This is a genomic window from Shewanella morhuae (assembly GCF_900156405.1).
Lineage (GTDB): Bacteria > Pseudomonadota > Gammaproteobacteria > Enterobacterales > Shewanellaceae > Shewanella > Shewanella morhuae.
The window spans coordinates 31,731-49,161 of the sequence record NZ_FTNN01000015.1 but is presented as its reverse complement, the minus strand read 5'-3'; the positions used below and the strand labels follow the sequence as shown (position 1 = coordinate 49,161).

The following is a 17,431-nucleotide window of genomic DNA, read 5'->3' as shown; positions in this document are numbered from 1 at the left end:
ATAAGAATAGCCAAAGCTGCAAACACCATCACGATGTGCAGCTAGTGAACCGAATTTAAGAGGCAGTTGCCATGAGTGAGCAAAAGTTAGCGTTAAACGAATACTTAAAAACTGACAGTAATTATCTGCGCGGTACGATTACAGAAGGCTTAGATTCTTCCGTCACGGGTAGCTTCAGCGATAGTGATCAGCAGTTGATCAAATTTCATGGTTTTTATCAGCAGGACGATCGCGATTTACGTAATGAACGTAAAGAGCAAAAACTTGAGCCTTTATACAGCTTCATGTTGCGTGCTCGGGTGCCTGGTGGCGTGTGTACACCACAGCAATGGTTGGGAGTGGATGAAATCGCTTCTACGTTAACCAGTTCAAACAGTATACGTTTGACCACTCGTCAAACCTTTCAATACCACGGTATTCCAAAGCGCAATCTTAAACCGTTAATCCAAGGATTAGATCGTGAAGCGCTGGATTCAATCGCCGCTTGTGGTGATGTAAACCGTAACGTGATGTGTAACCCTAATCCGGTTGAATCTAGATTGCATCAACAGGCTTATGCGGTGGCAAAGCAATTGTCTGATCACTTGTTACCCCACACCCGCGCCTATGCTGAAATTTGGTTAGATAAAGAAAAATTACTCTCGACCGAAGATGAAACTGTTGAACCTGTGTATGGCAAAACTTATCTGCCGCGTAAGTTTAAAATGGCCGTGGCTGTACCGCCAGATAATGATGTTGACGTTTACACCAACGATTTAGGGTTTATCGCCATTGCTGAAAAAGGTGAGTTGGTTGGCTTTAATTTAACGGCTGGCGGTGGCATGGGCTCAACCCACGGCGAAGTGGAAACTTTCCCACGTTTGGGTGACGATTTGGGCTTTATTAAAGCCGCAGATGTAATGAAGTTTGCCGAAGCGGTGATGACAGTACAGCGTGATTGGGGTAATCGCTCAAACCGCAAACGTTCACGCCTTAAATACACAATTGTTGACCATGGTTATGAGAAGTTTAAAGCCGAAGTCGAGGCGCGTGCTGGGGTAAAATTTGAGCCTAAGCGTGACGTGGTAATCGGCGATCGCGGTGATCGTTATGGCTGGGTTGAAGGCGTTGATGGTAAATGGCATTTAACCTTGTACATTGAAAGTGGTCGGGTAAAGGATTATCCCGGTAAAACGCTGCAAACCGGATTGCGCGAAATCGCTAAAATTCACCAAGGCGATTTCCGCATGACCTCGAATCAAAACATGATCATCGCAGGTGTGGCGGCAGAAGATAAAGCCACCATTGAAGGCTTAGCCCGTAAACATGGTCTGTTGGGGCAAGTGATTACTCAAACTCGTGGTCATTCAATAGCTTGTGTGGCGCTACCAACGTGCCCGTTAGCTATGGCGGAAGCGGAGCGTTATTTCCCCGAGTTTATCGACCATATCGATGCATTACAGGCAAAACATGGTATCAGTGAACAGGCAATCGTGGTGCGGATGACGGGTTGCCCTAATGGCTGTGCACGCCCATTTGCTGCCGAAATTGGTTTAGTAGGTAAAGCGCCAGGTCGTTATAACTTGTATTTAGGTGCAAGTTTTGAAGGCACACGTTTGAATAAAATGCACCGGGAAAATATCCAAGAAGCTGAAATTCTGGCAGAGTTAGATACCTTGTTTGGCCGCTACGCGACAGAGCGTAATGCTGGCGAAACTTTTGGCAACTTTACTGTTCGCATCGGCGTAGTAAAGGCGGTTATTGACGCCGCTAAGGATTTTCATGGCTGAGCTTTATCTGAACAATAATGAAACTAAAGTGCCGACAATCATCAGCTCTGTAGAGCTACAGTCGCTATTGAGCGCACCTAAAGCCGAACAAACGATAGAGCTTGAGCGCATTAATCAGTTTTTAGCAGGGCTGCGCGCGCAAGAGCGAGTGTTATGGGGGTTAACTTATTTGCCCGGTAACCACGCACTGTCGTCAAGTTTTGGGATCCAAGCAGCGGTAATGCTGCATATGGTGAGCCAAGCACGGGCAAATATTCCGGTTATTTTGACCGACACCGGATATTTGTTCCCTGAAACCTATCAGTTTATTGATGAACTGACGCAGCGGTTATCGTTAAATTTAAAAGTGTATCAAGCAGCAATGACATCGGCATGGCAAGAGGCACGTTTTGGTCAGTTGTGGGAACAAGGTTTAAATGGGTTAGAGCAGTACAACCGTTTAAATAAAGTGGAGCCTATGCAGCGTGCCTTAACTGAGCTGGAAGTTGGCACTTGGTTTGCTGGGCTGCGCCGCAGCCAAGCCAGCAGCCGTGAAACCTTACCTATATTGGCGATTCATGGTTCGCGGTTTAAATTACTGCCGATTATTGAGTGGACCAATAAAGATGTGCATCTATATTTGACGCAATTTAATTTGCCATATCATCCACTTTGGGATCAAGGTTATGTTTCTGTTGGCGACACCCATTCCAGTAAGCCATTAGAATTAGGTATGAGTGAAGAAGAAACTCGCTTTAATGGGCTAAAACGCGAGTGTGGCTTACATTACGATATTTAAGTATCGAGTTAATTAAGTCTTTAATTTAAATCGCTAATGCTGGCTGGTTAGCTATAGTTGCATCGCTAGGAATTCGGGTAGTTTAAATTAAAGTGACATTTTTGATGTTTGGTATAAGTGTTTTGGTATTGTTGTAATCTAAATGTCATACAACTGAGTTAGATTGATTTTGATATTTATCACTGCAATTTTTGTGTGAGTTTTGTACATTTTCATTGAAAAGTGACACGTTGATTAATTCTGAGCTATATTTTGAAGTTCCCGTAGATGGTTTTGAGCTTTTTTATTGTGTAACTGGCATCAGTTGGTGTCTTTTATAAGGTTGAGTTGTTGTCATCGTTATTGATGGGCTACGTTGGCTATATAACGTTATAACGAAACTTAAGGCAGTAAATCGTGCAAAAACCTGACTCGCACACGCGAGTAAAAAGCCGTTTGATTGACTTGCTAGCCCTCGTTAATCTGTCATTATTACCTCGGTCAGCTGTCGTTAAAGCTGCCGAGGTTGCATCAAGTTCAAGCTGCGCTCTTCGCGTTCATCTCGCGTTCATCATTTTTCCTATTAGGGTTTATTCTCTGTTTATCTTTGATTTTGTTATAAGATACCTTAGGTATATCTGACACTCTCGTAGCGTGAGCGGTAGATCTAAGTTTACTGCTAGAGAATATTGTTAGAGTGAGTGACTGCAGAGACTGTTCTGCATTAGATAGATGTCTAAATGAAAACCAAGGTAGAGTGCTTGGATGAGATGATATAAATGACGGCTCCTATGTATGCGATGCGAGATCATGTCCGGCGTCCCAATATTAATAAAAAAAGTAATATGACTCCCAAAAGGCCAAAGCGTAGCTTTCGGCGTTTATTGTTATGGTTATTTAAAGGATTACTTTGGGCACTGTTAGGCTCAATACTATTAGTGGCATTGCTGCGATTTGTTGATCCCCCTATGTGGACTTGGCGCATTGAACGTGCCTTATCTCCGCCCGCACCTATGGGTGAAGTCAGGCACCAATGGCGTGATATCGAGCAAATATCTTCTCAATTACAGTTAGCGGTTATTGCCGCAGAAGATCAGCATTTTGCCGAGCATAGTGGATTTGATTTAGCAGCGATTAGTTCGGCTCTGAAATACAATCAGCAGGGTGGCAAAGTTCGTGGGGCTAGTACTTTAAGTCAGCAGGCAGCGAAAAACCTCTTTATGTGGTCGAGCCGCAGTTTTTTACGTAAAGGATTAGAAGCCTGGTTTACGCTATTGATGGAATTGACTTGGGATAAATCACGTATTCTTGAGGTATATTTAAATATTGTCGAATTTGGCCCCGGAATATACGGCGCTGAAGCGGCATCAAAGCATTATTTTGGCAAATCAGCGGCCAAACTAACTCAATACGAAGCTTCATTACTTGCCGCCATTTTACCAAATCCTTGGCGTTATAAAATTTCACCGCCATCGTCCTACGTGCAGCAGCGTTCTGCTTGGATACGCAAACAAATGAATCAGTTAGGTAGCATTACGCTAAAAAAAGTTCATGAAGCCGAATAATTATGACGGCCTTGAAAGCTAGCTTGTGCTTATTCGTCATCATCCCTCAACGAATAGTGGCAGAATTGAGAGCAGACTGAATACGTCTGCCGCTAACGTTATCAACAATAAATATTAGTTAACTAAGTCTTTACCTCATGCGTATCTAAATTTATTTAATGTTAAATTATAGTAAATTATTATATTAATCCTTAAAATACTGCCTCAGTCTTTTCGGCTGTGGTGTTACTGTGTGGCTTGTTACAGTAAAACTAATAAAATTCTGCTTTTACACTGTTCATATTAGGGATAGGTAAGAACGGTAAATATTGAATTGCCAGAACATTATGTTAGGCATTATTTTTATATAAAATTGAATTGATCTCAAATGGAGTTTGTTAAATGAAAAAGATTGTGATTGCTGCGGTAATTATTGCGGCCGGTGCGGGCGGTTATTGGTATACGCAAAATGGTGCTGGTTCAAGTGTTTCTGCCAACCCTTTGCTCGATTATGTGCCTGCTGATACGCCGCTATTTTCGGGTCAGTTAACCCCCTTCCCGTTAAAAGCCTATTTACAGTCTATTTCTGGAAATTATCAACAATACCCAAGTAATGCTTTAGCTGAACTAGATGAGTTAGATAGCCCTATGGGCAAGTTTTTTGTCAGCATCTATCAGCAATATATGGATGGAATTAAAGATCCTGCTTTATTGTTGAAAACCTTTGGCTTTCCTGATGAAGTTAAACCTTATATTTATACATTAGGCGCTTTGCCAGTATTCAAAATTGATGTTAATCAAGTCGATGCTTTTTGGGCTGTATTAGACAAAGCCGAAAAAGACAGTGGTGTGAGCCACGAAATGCGTAAAATCGGTGACGTTGATTACCGCGCCTATATGTTATCGGACGACAATACCGCTGAAAAAATTGAATTATTATTTGCCCAGAAAGATGGCATTTTAACGATGACATTTAGCACCTCTTTAACCAAGCCTGATTTATTAGAAATGGCATTTGGTATTAAGAAGGCGCCGCAGTCATTAGCAGCTTCGGGGATAATAGAAGATATTATTAAGACCCATGGTTTTAAAAATAACAGCGTTAGCTTTATCAATCATGTGGAAATAGTAAAGGCATTAACATCTGCCGATAGTAATCTACTATCGCAGCAATTGACTCAGCTTTTAGCCAATGAGAACGTCGGTGAAGATCCATTAGCTGAAATTAGAACACCTGAATGCCGTGCTGAACTAACGGCTATTGCCGCTAATTGGCCGCGCACTGTTGCAGGGGTAACTGAGTTTTCTGTGACCGAAAAAGAAAGTCATATGGCTGCTTCATTTGTGATTGAAACTAAAAATCAGCCTATTTTGACGGCGTTACAAAAAATGCGTGGGTTTATTCCTGCACATATGGCCGATATTAATAGCACTATATTTTCGATGGGTATCGGTTTAGATGTTAATGAAGTCGCACCTGCCTTAACTGCCATTTGGGATGATCTGCAAAAACCACAATTAACTTGTGCGCCGTTGGCACAATGGCAATCGGAACTGAGTCAACAAAGCCCAGCCATGCTTGGCATGTTTACCGGTATGGCTAATGGCGTTAAGGGTATGAGCGTATCACTGCTCGACTTTAAACTGGCTGCGTACGATGATGATTACCAGTTAGAAAGTGTAGATGCCTTAGTTAGCCTGAGTGCTGACAATCCAGCTATGTTATTCAATATGGTAAAACCCTTCGCGCCAATGTTGGCAGATGTGCAATTAGCCGATAATGGCGATGCTACCGATTTATCTCCTATATTAATGCTACCACCGGCATTGGGTATTAAACCTATGTTGGCGATTAAAGGTCAGCATTTAGTGGTATATAGCGGTGATAAAGGTTTGCAACTAGCAAATAAACTTGCAACTGAGAAACTGTCAACCAATGGCATGTATAGCTTATCTGCTGACTATGGCAAGATGTTTACTCCCATGCTCACGTTTTTAGAAATGACGGGTGAGCCAGTTCCTGAAGAAATGAAAATGCTTAAAGATTATAATATGCGAGTGAAAATGAGCTTTGATGTTAATCAGCAAGGTTTGGTCATAGGCTCTGTCGCTAATTCTAAAGCGACAGATAAAAAGTAATTCTAGATGCCATTTATTGGCGCGTGGCTACTGAACTAGCGAATAAATGTTAAACCGAGCCAGCTAATTGCTGGCTCTTTTTTTTGCTAATTGAGCTTAGATTGAGCTAATTTTATTGATTGTGGAGTTGACTGGTGCTGCTTGGGCTTGGCTGAACGCACTAAACTCACCAGTCCTTGCCATTGGATATCGTCATTTTGCGGCAACAAAATATCGGGTAGCGTGCCCACACCAGACAACAGCTTACCTTGAGCATCGTATGTTAATGAGCTACTTAACCTTATGTTGAGCCTACTATTTGGCAATTTGAAATGATAATGACGAGCAAAGTCACCAGAGGTTTTTTCGCCAATCAAATTAACTCTTGACCAAGAGTTAGTGCGATAGGCTATCCATTCACATTCTTGGCGACAATGGGATCCTACGAGTAGCGCTAAGCGATTGCGGCCTTCAGGCGTCACCATAGGTTTAGTGCGAACATACCAAGGGCTAAATTGATCTTCGTTGACCGTTGGCAAATTGTGGGTGAGGGAGTTAAGCCCAGGGACACTGTCCTCTAGCGTATCAAGCGGCATAAAGTGGAGCGGTTTTAGGTAATCATTTCTGAATTTGGGGGAGCGGCGGTAATGTGCAAATCCCATCACGTCTTGCGCTAAAGTATTATTTGAGTCTGTATCTTGGTATCGCGACAACATGGTGAGTAGTTTGGGACTAAAACCTTTTGCATCACGTAAATCAATGATCAGTAATGGGTGCGTCATCCCCTTGAACAGTTCTTGCTGCAGTTTTCTATCTAATTCAAAAGCATTTAGATCGCTTATTGTAAGTTTAACCGTAGTCGTGTTGACCGTTGTTAACCGATGAGACATCTCTTTAAACTCAGAGCGTTTAAATGTCGATAATTGATTAATGAGATCAAGCAAGTTGGGTTCACGGTTGTCATCTTCTTTGGCGATAGCATCGATAAGTTGCGACTGTTTTGGTGCTAAAGCAAGTGTGACCTGCTGAATTTGCATGTCGTCATTCATCAGGGTAATAAGCACATAGGGTTTTATGCTCAAACCTAAATCTTCACGTAATAAATTAAGTTTTTTAAGCCAAGATAGCTGCATTTCTTGGCTCTGTTTGGCTGATTCGGGTAAGTAAACTTGGCTCGCTATCACCCATTTATGGATAGGGATGCCATCAATATGGGAGATAAAAGGAAAACTGCTATTGATTGGGCTATTGTCTTTATCCAGAGCTAACCATTGATCGTTCAGTGGCCTTAATATCAGAGGCAGTTCGCCATTTTTGTCCTCAAAGTTTTGCACCAATGCTGCGGGATCTTTTAGTATATTCAGTAATTTAGTTATTTCAGCGGCAAATCGGGTGTTGGGTGTCATATGCTGATGTTGGTCAGCAATCTGGCTCGCTACATGGCTGAGTTGCGCGTTGGTGCTATCCATCGTTAAGGCATAAAAACTTGAGTATTGTTCTATCTGATTTAATAGAGTGTAGAGATCTTGGCGTATTTCTTGAGCATTGAGTGCTGGAAGAGGGCTATTTTTTGGCGCCGCGAAAAATACCAGCTGAAGTAAGCAGGCTAAAATGATCGCTAAAAGCAATGTGACGATACTGCGGTAGCTAAAACTCATATTCATCCATGGCCACTCGATTTTGCTTTAGGGCATAAAAGGTATGTAACCGTTGGCCTAATAGCCCTCGACATTCACAGCAGTGTTGATATCAACTTAGCCTCATCTGAGTAATGGGTAGTAGGTTATGGCTGATTTTTGCATTCTGTTACTTTATGTTTCTATAACATGTCGTTGAGTGAAATCCCTATGCCGATACGCTGATTGTGATAGTCATAGTCGATAAGACTCTCACCATAACCATTAAAGTATTGCGTATAAAAACGTAAGTTACCGACAATCGGATAGCTCCATGTTACCTCTGCAGAGCCGCGGTCGATATCTTCTAAGTTAGTTTTAAGGGTTAATGTGAACCTATGCGCATCAATACCATAAACGCCGACAAACTCAGCTCTACCTACGTAGTCTTCAATATTGGGGTTATCGTCACCACTTGCCTGATTTGGATCTGTTTTTTTATCCTCAGGTATGCGCCACCATACTTTGGTTGAGAAGGCGAGTGGGCCTGCATCAAAAATCATCGTGGCGTAAAGTCGATTCCAACTACGGGAAAGTGGACCGGCTTTACCGTTAGATTGATGTACTGCTCCTACACCCCAAAAAGAGTTAGTAACACTACCGATTTTCCAATCGTTATTAAACATCAGAAAAACTTCAGGTTCGTGATTGGTTTCTCTAAAAGGAGATGACGTATCTTTGTTATATACCTGCCAATAAGATTGGTTAGTGTAAGCAAAAAATAGATGACCATTATCACCGAAAATATTGTACCAAATAGGGAATTTAAAACTGATTTGAAACTTCGCCTCAAATTCATCTAATGAATATGGGTTGAGTACAGCGTCTTCAGTAAAGGGATCCATATTAGGGTCGGGATTATAGGTAACAGGTAAAAAATAATTCACTTTATGCGGTGTAATTACAAAAGGTAGATCTGCTGTGGCGAGTTCAACTTCTACTCTTTCTTTAACTAGCGATTCTTCGGCATTTATATTAGCACTCGATAATAGTCCAATCACTGCGATAGCTGAATAAAGTCGTTTCATCTGTCCTCCCTGATGTATTTATTCGTTTTTGTTTGTCTAGCTCAACAAAAATAATGGCGCCCAGCTTACCACTAGAAAGTGAATCTATCGCTATTGAAAAATCACATCTTATGCTGCACGCCGAGGTTTTGGGTTTACTTTTTAGTCAATATTGCTGAGGCGGTTAATTGATAATGGATTGCATTTTGACATTTTTCATCGGGCATTCGTCATTTGAGTAGAGTTTTTGGGAATAACATAGTGCAAAAATTATCAATCTAGTTAACAAAGTATAGTGTTATTAAAACATGATACGGTTTCTAAGTTATTGTTATGTAAGCATTTGATTCTTTATTCTAGATAACTATAAGGCTTGAATAGAGCATTTAACCGTTTTTAGGTAGCTCCCCTAGGTGTTTTTATATCTAAATGATATAAAAACTAACAATTATCTATTTATTATGGAATATAAGACGCGCTATATTTCAGCAGACTAAAGTGATGTTGGGGATTCTGATGGAAGTGTTATCTTTACTGGGCCAAGCGGCCAAAGGCAAAGTGTGGCTGGTGGGCGCAGGTCCTGGTGACGTTGAGTTATTAACGTTAAAAGCATGGCGCATCCTTAAGACTGCTGATGTCGTGCTATACGATGCCTTAGTTAGTGAAGATATCCTCGAGCTTATCCCTAAAGATGCTGAAAAGATTGCCGTAGGTAAACGTGCTAATAAACACAGCGCCGCGCAGGACGACATTAATCAGTTACTGGTTACCAAAGCTTACACCCGTAAAAATGTAGTGCGGCTTAAAGGCGGCGATCCTTTTATTTTTGGCCGCGGCGGCGAAGAGCTACAAACCTTAGTCGAAGCAGGGGTTGAGTTTGAAGTTATCCCTGGTATTACTGCAGCCAGCGGCACATCGGCCTATGCTGGGATCCCTTTAACGCACAGAGACCATGCCCAAGGCGTTACTTTTATTACTGGCCATTGCCAATTAGAAAGCCGTCCGATGGATTGGCAAGGTTATGCTAACCCTAACAATACGTTAGTCGTGTATATGGGCATTCTTAATGCGGGTATTATTCGTCAAGGTTTGCTCAATGCGGGTCGAAGCCCTGACACGCCAGTGGCGATTGTGTCGAAGGCGACGACCAAAGATCAGCGGCGCTTTATTGGCCGTTTAGGCGAGCTTGAACAGCTAGCAGCCGATCCTCAATTACATATGCCAGCACTGATGATTATTGGTGAAGTGGTCGCGCTGAGTGACAGCTTGCATTGGTTTAAGCCAGAATCTATTGCAAGTAGGCACACCAATATTCAGGTATTTCAATCAGTCAGCGTGTCGACCAAGGCGTCGGTAAACTAATTAAGCTAACCCATGCTGTGCTAATTACAGCTAATTTAAGGTAAACGGAGAATAGTATGGCCGGGCGTGAATTAAGCCACTTACAACAACTGGAAGCCGAGAGTATCCAGATCATTCGTGAAGTTGCAGCCGAATTCGATAATCCTGTGATGATGTATTCTATCGGGAAAGATTCTTCCGTTATGCTGCACTTAGCGCGTAAAGCCTTTTACCCGGGCAAGATCCCGTTCCCGCTATTACATGTCGACACAGGTTGGAAATTTAAGCAGATGATCACGTTCCGTGATGCGCAGGCCAAGAAATTTGGTTTTGAGCTGCTGACACATACTAATCCTGAAGGCGTAGCGCAGGGGATTAACCCCTTTGACCATGGCAGTGCTAAACATACTGATATCATGAAAACCCAAGGTCTAAAGCAAGCACTTAACCAATACGGTTTTGATGCCGCTTTCGGTGGGGCTCGCCGCGATGAAGAAAAATCTCGCGCCAAAGAGCGGGTGTATTCGTTCCGCGACCGTCACCACCGATGGGATCCTAAAAACCAACGCCCAGAATTGTGGCGCACCTATAACGGCGCGGTGAATAAAGGCGAAAGTATTCGAGTGTTTCCGTTATCTAACTGGACAGAGTTAGATATTTGGCAATATATCTATCAAGAAAACATTGAGTTAGTGTCATTATACTTTGCTGCTAAACGTCCTGTTGTTGAGCGCAATGGCCAGCTAATTTTAGTGGATGATGAGCGGATGACGTTAGCCGAAGGCGAGCAGATTAAAGAAGATGTGGTACGTTTTAGAACCTTAGGTTGCTATCCACTCACCGCCGCCATGCATTCTGAGGCTGACAGCTTAGAAAAAATTATCGAAGAAATGCTGTTAACCCGTTCGAGTGAACGCCAAGGCCGCTTGATCGATTCAGATCAAAGTGCCTCCATGGAGCAAAAGAAGCGTCAAGGCTACTTTTAATGTCGGCAAGGTTAAGCCTATTTCGCGAATGTGGCTTTTGTAGTGCGACCTTCAGCTAAGCAGATCAAGAGTGAGAATAAGATGGACAAAGCAGTCAATAAAACCAATCGCATGGCGGCGGAAATTACCCTCCATGGTGTAAAAGAATATTTGGCCCTACAGCAGCATAAAGGTTTATTGCGCTTTTTAACCTGCGGTAGTGTTGATGATGGTAAAAGCACCTTAATCGGTCGTCTATTACACGACAGTGCACAAATCTATGAAGATCAATTGGCGAGCTTAAAGAGCGACAGCGCTAAGATGGGCACTACAGGTGAAGCCATTGACTTAGCCTTGCTGGTGGATGGTTTGCAAGCTGAGCGCGAGCAAGGTATCACTATTGACGTGGCTTACCGTTATTTTTCAAGTGATAAGCGCAAATTCATTATCGCCGATACCCCAGGGCATGAGCAGTACACCCGCAATATGGCCACGGGCGCATCGACCTGTGATTTAGCGGTGATTTTAGTTGACGCCCGCTACGGCGTGCAGACGCAGACTAAACGCCATGCGTTTATCGCCTCATTATTGGGTATTCGCCACTTTGTCGTTGCCGTAAATAAAATGGACCTGCTTGAGTTTGACCAGCAAGTATTCAACCGTATTCGTGCTGATTTTACCGATTTCGTTAAAGACTTTGGCTGTCTTGATATCCATTTTGTGCCGTTATCGGCGCTGAATGGTGACAACGTAGTTGAGCGCAGTAATCAAAGCCCTTGGTATCAAGGTGGCACTTTGCTCGAACTGCTAGAAACTATTGATACACAACGTGAACTCAGCTCCTTACCTGTACGTTTCCCAGTACAGTATGTGTCGCGCCCTAACTTAGATTTCCGTGGTTTTGCTGGCACTTTAGCCTCTGGAATTATCAAGGTCGGCGACGAGTTAGTGGCTTTGCCATCGGGAAAACGCAGCAAGGTTGAGCGTATTGTCACCTTCGATGGCGACATACAAGAAGCGGTTGCAGGCCAAGCGGTGACGATAACGCTGGAAGATGAAATCGATATTTCCCGTGGCGATTTATTGGCAAAACCCGATTCAGCGCCAGCCGTCGCTAATGTGATCAGCGCTGACATAGTGTGGATGGATGAAAAGCCATTACAACTGGGTCAGTTATATGACATCAAAGTGGCGGGTAAAAAAACACAAGCCTCTGTAACAGCAATTGATTATGTGGTTGATGTTAACACTCTAGCGCGCAGTAGCACTGACACGCTTGGGTTAAATGCCATTGCCCGCGTGACCTTAGAACTGACCGAAGACATAGTATTTGATGCGTATTCTTTGGTGCGAGATACGGGCGGAATGATCTTAATTGACCGTTTAAGTAATGCGACCGTCGCCGCAGTGATGGTTGTTTCGGGTCAACATATTAATAAACAAACCACATCACAATTTAGTGCCTTTGAAGTGGAGTTTAATGCCTTAGTGCGTAAACACTACCCCCATTGGCAAGTACTCGATATCTCTAAGCTTGGAGCTTAATTTGTGAGTGACCTGTGGCTGTTAGCGATTATTTTGTTAGGGCTTGTGGCTGGCTTAATTAGCGGTCGCATTAATCCTGCAGTATTGTTTTTATTTGCATTTTTACTGTGTTACTTGTTTGACATGGTTGCACTTGATACTGCATTAACCAGCTTTACCAATATTGGCTTGGTCACCTTAGTTTTATTGGTGTTGGCCGCGACAGCGTTAGAAAAAACCTCCCTACTGGGCAAATTGAGTCAGGTTATCGGTAATAGTTCTTTACCTATAACTATGGCCAAACTCGGGTTGTCGACTGCTTTGTTATCGTCATTTACCAATAACACTGCCGTAGTGGCATCGCTTATCGGTGTGGTGCGCCGTAATCAAGTGCACGCGCCGGCTAAATTGCTGTTGCCACTTAATTACGCGGCGATTTTAGGCGGCACACTCACGCTGATTGGTACATCAACTAACTTAATTGTTAACTCCTTTGTAGAAAACGCCGGTTTACCCGCTTTAGGTTTTTTTGAGTTCACGCCAGTGGCTGTTGTGATCGTCGTCGCGGGTATGTTACTGCTGGTCCTATTGGCAAATATTCTGCCCGATAGACGCGAAGAGTCAGACGAAGAAGCGCTACCTTATTTACTCGAAGCTCACGTGGCGAAAGGTTCGCTCTTAGTTGGCCGCAGTGTGGTTGACAATAAACTCAGGGCGCTAAAGCAGTTATATCTAGTCGAGTTAGAACGCAGTGGCATTTGTATTTACCCCGTGCCGCCCCAGCTAGTGCTACAAGCGGACGATGTGCTGCGTTTTAGCGGTGCGGTGGAATCGGTGGAGTTATTACATCAATTCGATGGTTTAGATTGGTTTGGTAAACATCAAGCCAAGGGGCAAAATTTAGTTGAAGCAGTGCTTGCGCCGTCATCCAGTTTAGTCGGTAACTCGTTAAAAGCATCGCGTTTTCGTGAGCAGTTTGATGCTGCCGTGATGGCAATTCGTCGTGGTCATCATCCGCTAAAGGGCGGACTTGGTGACATTATTTTGCAACCTGGCGATGTATTGTTATTGACGCCAGGGGATAGTTTTAGCGCCAATCCAAAATTGAGCTCAGAGTTTGCCGCAGTGAGTGGGCTAGATTTAAATGTACGCTTAGACAATCACCGTGGCCGTTGGGTATTACTCGGTTTTGCGGCTGTGATTGTACTCAGTGTTACTGGTGTGTTGCCGTTGGCTAAGGGTTTAGTGTTGTTGTTGCTCGGTTATTTTGCCATTGGCGCTGTTACTTTGGCTGAGCTTAAACGCCGTTTCCCAATAGAATTGGTGGTCATTGTGGGGAGCGCCTTAGGGCTCGCCAATTTGATGATGAGCACAGGTCTTGCCGATAGCTTAGCGCAAGGATTGCTTTCGGTTATCAATGGTTATGGTGTATTTGGCGCTTTTGTCGGTGTGTACTTGATGACCTTGTTGCTGACGGAACTGGTCACCAATAATGCCGCTGCGGCGCTATCTTTCCCGATTGCTTACGCGATTGCACTTAATTACGGTGTCGATGCAAGACCCTTTATTATGGCGGTGGTGTTTGGTGCCAGCGCGAGCTTTATTTCCCCCTACGGTTATCAGACCAATTTGATGGTATTTAATGCGGGTAATTACCGCTTCAGTGACTTTGTTCGTTTAGGGTTGCCGTTATCTGTGTTGTATTCCGTGATCGTGATATTTATGGTGCCAATCATCTTTCCTTTTTAATGATTAGCTTGAGTTTATTGCCCTGTGTGAGTTATTTTTTTATATAGGGATTGAGGAGTTTTTATGACAAATATCGTGTGGCATCAACATCCTGTAGATCAAGCTGCTAGAGCTAAACAAAAAGGTCAGAACCCTGTTTTACTGTGGTTTACTGGGCTCTCAGGTGCGGGTAAATCAACATTGGCAGGCGCGTTAGAGCGGGCGTTATTTGAGGCGGGATTCCATACTTATTTGCTCGATGGCGATAATGTGCGCCATGGTCTGTGTAACGATTTAGGTTTTACCGTTAAAGATCGTGACGAAAATCTGCGCCGAGTGGGTGAAGTGGCTAAATTGATGGTGGATGCTGGGCTGGTGATTTTATCGGCCTTTATTTCCCCGACCCGTGAAGAGCGCGATAGTATTCGTGCTAGCTTTCCTGCGGGGCAGTTTATTGAAGTCCATGTGTCGACGCCTTTAAGTGTGTGCGAGCAGCGCGATCCTAAGGGGTTGTACGTGAAAGCGCGCAGTGGCGAAATTGCTAATTTTACTGGCGTTTCATCGCCATACGAAGCGCCATTGGCCGCCGAATTAACGATTGATACCAGTAAAGGCGATTTAGCGACTCAAGTACGCGCGTTAATTGACTATTTAACCGCAATCAATGTGATCAATGCCGATAAGATAAATGCGTTAGGCTGATATTTAACGCTGAGTGATTTAACAGGAGCTTTTGAGCTCCTTTATTATTTCTGTAATTAAGCGATGCTGTTAGTTAGCCCTTATTCTATTTTGAAGTCTTTAGCGAATAGCAATTGTAATGCCTTGAGATATTCTTGATCGGGTTTTGGGAGCACTAGCTGAGCCAGTTCATCACCAATGGGCGTGAGTCGATAATAACTAAATAGTAGGTTGCCGCTTTTTGGAGTCAGTTTCATCTGTATACCTTGCACGGCAAATTGGATTGGGGTTTTATTGTTGAGTAAACCAGTTTCAAATTCGCTGCTATGGATAATCCCTGCATCAACTAAGGTCAAAATGCTGGAGTAGGGCAGGCCAAACTGCGATAAACCCAAGTTAACCGAAGTGATTTTACGGAAATACTGGCCAATCCCGCCTGATAAGCGATAGCCGCTAATCAGCTTTAACCGCTGCTCGTTATTCACTTTTGCAGCCATACCGAGGGCTTTTTCGAGAATTTGCGCTTCGCGGTGTGTGAGTTGTTTGAGTATAGCTAAGGTGCGTAAGCTAAAATTACCAGGGTTGACAATCTCACTCGATAATATTCGCGCCCACAAATCTTGCATCTTACGATTATGGATTTGCTCTGCCATCATAAAAAATTGATGACTCCAATCGGGATCAAGCTCGACGCCGGTGACATCCGATGGCGTATAACTGATAGCTAACGAAAATATCGTCTCCACATTGGTTTGATATTGGCTTGATAACTTATCAGCGCGGTGCTTAGCGCGCTCAGCGACCGAGGCATTTGCAGGGCGATATTCTCTCTCGGTTGCTAGCCCTAATTGCCGACCGAGTAATAGTACTTTTTTACGGGCAGAAGCATCGGATGTTGACTCGCCGTCCTCTGACAAAATTAAAATATCTGAATCCTTCATCGTGTTATAAGTCCCTGAGAGTGAGTGATGTACTTTACTTTACGTATTGTTATTGCTGTCTATTCTATGGTTTTAGCCACTGATTTTGCCTTGCTATTGGACCAAGACCATAGCGTTTCATTACCAGGTTCTGGATGGCGCGGTACATTGAGCGCCAAAATTAACGAACATACCGCAAAGCCAGCACCAATATAAAAAACTAACGCGGGGTCGGTCAGCCATAATAGCCCTAATAGTACGGGAATAATGACAGCTGCAATGTGATTAATGGTAAAACTAACCGACATTGTCGCCGCAATATCTTTGCTATCAGCAATTTTTTGGAAATAGGTTTTCATCGCAATAGCCATGGCGAATAGCAAATGATCGATGACGTAAAGTGCAGCGGCCATATGAGGTTGCTCAACTAGAGCGTAGCTAATGAACACGATGAACAGCCCTATATATTCAACTGTGAGGGCATTGCGTTCACCAATACGCCCAATAAAACGACCAATCGTGGGGGCGAATAGCAGGTTGACTAAATAATTGATCAAGAACAATGCGGTAATTTCACTCACACTGTAACCAAACTTTTCGACCATCATAAAACCCGCAAACACCATGAAGATTTGCCGTCTTGCCCCTGAAAAAAAGGTCAGTAAATAGTAAAGCCAATAGCGTTTACGCAAAATAATTTTTTTGTGCTGTATTTCGGTGGTGTCAAACTGTGGGTAATACCATGTCATTGTTAGTACCATGACCAAGCCTAATACACCAATAATCAAATACATATGCTGATAGTCTAGCTTCAGCCATGTCATCACTAGCCAGATACTGGCATAACCGACTAAGGCCGCCGCCGAGCGCCACGCCAGCGCTTTGCCCATAAAACCCGCGGCATCTTTTTTATCAACCCATTGCAAGGTTAACGATTGATTGATGGTTTCAAAATAGTGGAATCCAACTGACATCAACACTGTGGTGAGATACAAACCGATAACCTGTGGAAAGAAACCTGTTACCGCGACACCGATACATAGCAAGGCGAGTGAGAGTAGGGCGAAGGCTTGTTCTCTGATTAGTAGCAGTACAAAAATGGCGGTGAATGCTAAGAATCCTGGGATCTCTCGTAGGCTTTGTAATATGCCAATTTCAGCGCCGGTAAATTGAGCTTTTTCGATCACAAAATTATTGAGCAGTGCCTGCCATACAGCAAACACCAGCGACATGACGAAGGTCATCCATAGTAAGAGCGATTTAGGATCTTGGGCTTTAATAGGTTTCATGGATAAAGGCTCTGGCGATAAGTATCCAAATGCTAATGCTTTTTCTGCTAAGAGGCTAGATAACTTGAATGCTAAATAGGTTGTAAAGTGAATCGTAATTGCAGCTTATTTG

Annotated in this window: 13 protein-coding genes; 9 read left to right on the top strand and 4 right to left on the bottom strand. The window is 43.4% G+C overall.

Translation table 11 applies throughout. The annotated features are described in order from the left end of the window. Positions 1-71 precede the first annotated feature (71 nt). The 4 genes from cysI to BW947_RS15510 all read left to right on the top strand — a co-directional run bounded on the left by cysI (position 72) and on the right by BW947_RS15510 (position 6,209). The gene (cysI, locus tag BW947_RS15525) at positions 72-1,769 is read left to right on the top strand and encodes an assimilatory sulfite reductase (NADPH) hemoprotein subunit (protein ID WP_076501188.1); all 1,698 of its coding nucleotides are present in this window, start codon (positions 72-74) and stop codon (positions 1,767-1,769) included. Continuing rightward, complete coding sequence (locus tag BW947_RS15520; RefSeq protein ID WP_076501186.1) at positions 1,762-2,547, top strand: phosphoadenylyl-sulfate reductase; 786 nt, start codon at positions 1,762-1,764, stop codon at positions 2,545-2,547. The genes cysI and BW947_RS15520 overlap by 8 nt, the downstream gene beginning before the upstream one ends. 758 nt (positions 2,548-3,305) lie before the next feature. Beyond that, complete coding sequence (gene mtgA, locus BW947_RS15515; protein ID WP_076501184.1) at positions 3,306-4,091, top strand: monofunctional biosynthetic peptidoglycan transglycosylase; 786 nt, start codon at positions 3,306-3,308, stop codon at positions 4,089-4,091. A 381-nt stretch (positions 4,092-4,472) separates the two neighbouring features. Further along, on the top strand, positions 4,473-6,209 hold the full coding sequence (locus BW947_RS15510) for a hypothetical protein (protein ID WP_076501182.1): 1,737 nt from the start codon (positions 4,473-4,475) through the stop codon (positions 6,207-6,209). An 86-nt stretch (positions 6,210-6,295) separates the two neighbouring features. Here BW947_RS15510 and BW947_RS15505 read toward each other — a convergent pair whose 3' ends face one another. Both BW947_RS15505 and BW947_RS15500 read right to left on the bottom strand, forming a co-directional pair. Beyond that, positions 6,296-7,846, bottom strand: coding sequence for a S41 family peptidase (locus BW947_RS15505; RefSeq protein ID WP_076501179.1), 1,551 nt, complete (start codon positions 7,844-7,846; stop codon positions 6,296-6,298). A 161-nt stretch (positions 7,847-8,007) separates the two neighbouring features. Then, on the bottom strand, positions 8,008-8,892 hold the full coding sequence (locus BW947_RS15500) for a phospholipase A (protein WP_076501177.1): 885 nt from the start codon (positions 8,890-8,892) through the stop codon (positions 8,008-8,010). Positions 8,893-9,387: 495 nt separating this feature from the next. Between BW947_RS15500 and cobA the strand changes: the two genes are divergently transcribed. The 5 genes from cobA (at position 9,388) to cysC (ending at position 15,131) form a co-directional block, all read left to right on the top strand. Beyond that, positions 9,388-10,233 (top strand): uroporphyrinogen-III C-methyltransferase, encoded by an 846-nt coding sequence (gene cobA, locus BW947_RS15495; RefSeq protein WP_076501165.1) that lies wholly within the window; start codon positions 9,388-9,390, stop codon positions 10,231-10,233. Positions 10,234-10,289: 56 nt separating this feature from the next. Beyond that, positions 10,290-11,198 (top strand): sulfate adenylyltransferase subunit CysD, encoded by a 909-nt coding sequence (cysD, locus tag BW947_RS15490; RefSeq protein ID WP_076501162.1) that lies wholly within the window; start codon positions 10,290-10,292, stop codon positions 11,196-11,198. Between the two features lie 81 nt (positions 11,199-11,279). Continuing rightward, entirely contained in the window at positions 11,280-12,722 is a 1,443-nt protein-coding gene (cysN, locus tag BW947_RS15485; protein WP_076501159.1) for a sulfate adenylyltransferase subunit CysN, read from the top strand. 3 nt (positions 12,723-12,725) lie between these two features. After that, positions 12,726-14,450 carry an SLC13 family permease gene (locus tag BW947_RS15480; RefSeq protein WP_076501157.1) on the top strand — a complete coding sequence of 575 codons (1,725 nt, stop codon included), beginning with the start codon at positions 12,726-12,728 and terminating at the stop codon, positions 14,448-14,450. Positions 14,451-14,513: 63 nt separating this feature from the next. After that, entirely contained in the window at positions 14,514-15,131 is a 618-nt protein-coding gene (gene cysC / locus BW947_RS15475) for an adenylyl-sulfate kinase (protein ID WP_076501155.1), read from the top strand. A gap of 80 nt (positions 15,132-15,211) precedes the next feature. Here the strand turns inward: cysC and BW947_RS15470 are convergent, their stop codons facing one another. After that, positions 15,212-16,051 (bottom strand): TIGR03899 family protein, encoded by an 840-nt coding sequence (locus tag BW947_RS15470; RefSeq protein ID WP_076501153.1) that lies wholly within the window; start codon positions 16,049-16,051, stop codon positions 15,212-15,214. Between the two features lie 59 nt (positions 16,052-16,110). Next, positions 16,111-17,319 (bottom strand): MFS transporter, encoded by a 1,209-nt coding sequence (locus BW947_RS15465; RefSeq protein ID WP_076501151.1) that lies wholly within the window; start codon positions 17,317-17,319, stop codon positions 16,111-16,113. Between the last annotated feature and the right edge of the window lie 112 nt (positions 17,320-17,431).

What these genes read in the sequence shown, in the direction of transcription:
- cysI (WP_076501188.1), top strand. Translation starts at nt 72, where the DNA reads ATGAGTGAGCAAAAGTTAGCGTTAAACGAATACTTAAAAACTGACAGT.
- BW947_RS15520 (WP_076501186.1), top strand. Translation starts at nt 1,762, where the DNA reads ATGGCTGAGCTTTATCTGAACAATAATGAAACTAAAGTGCCGACAATC.
- mtgA (WP_076501184.1), top strand. Translation starts at nt 3,306, where the DNA reads ATGACGGCTCCTATGTATGCGATGCGAGATCATGTCCGGCGTCCCAAT.
- BW947_RS15510 (WP_076501182.1), top strand. Translation starts at nt 4,473, where the DNA reads ATGAAAAAGATTGTGATTGCTGCGGTAATTATTGCGGCCGGTGCGGGC.
- BW947_RS15505 (WP_076501179.1), bottom strand. Translation starts at nt 7,846, where the DNA reads ATGAGTTTTAGCTACCGCAGTATCGTCACATTGCTTTTAGCGATCATT.
- BW947_RS15500 (WP_076501177.1), bottom strand. Translation starts at nt 8,892, where the DNA reads ATGAAACGACTTTATTCAGCTATCGCAGTGATTGGACTATTATCGAGT.
- cobA (WP_076501165.1), top strand. Translation starts at nt 9,388, where the DNA reads ATGGAAGTGTTATCTTTACTGGGCCAAGCGGCCAAAGGCAAAGTGTGG.
- cysD (WP_076501162.1), top strand. Translation starts at nt 10,290, where the DNA reads ATGGCCGGGCGTGAATTAAGCCACTTACAACAACTGGAAGCCGAGAGT.
- cysN (WP_076501159.1), top strand. Translation starts at nt 11,280, where the DNA reads ATGGACAAAGCAGTCAATAAAACCAATCGCATGGCGGCGGAAATTACC.
- cysC (WP_076501155.1), top strand. Translation starts at nt 14,514, where the DNA reads ATGACAAATATCGTGTGGCATCAACATCCTGTAGATCAAGCTGCTAGA.
- BW947_RS15470 (WP_076501153.1), bottom strand. Translation starts at nt 16,051, where the DNA reads ATGAAGGATTCAGATATTTTAATTTTGTCAGAGGACGGCGAGTCAACA.
- BW947_RS15465 (WP_076501151.1), bottom strand. Translation starts at nt 17,319, where the DNA reads ATGAAACCTATTAAAGCCCAAGATCCTAAATCGCTCTTACTATGGATG.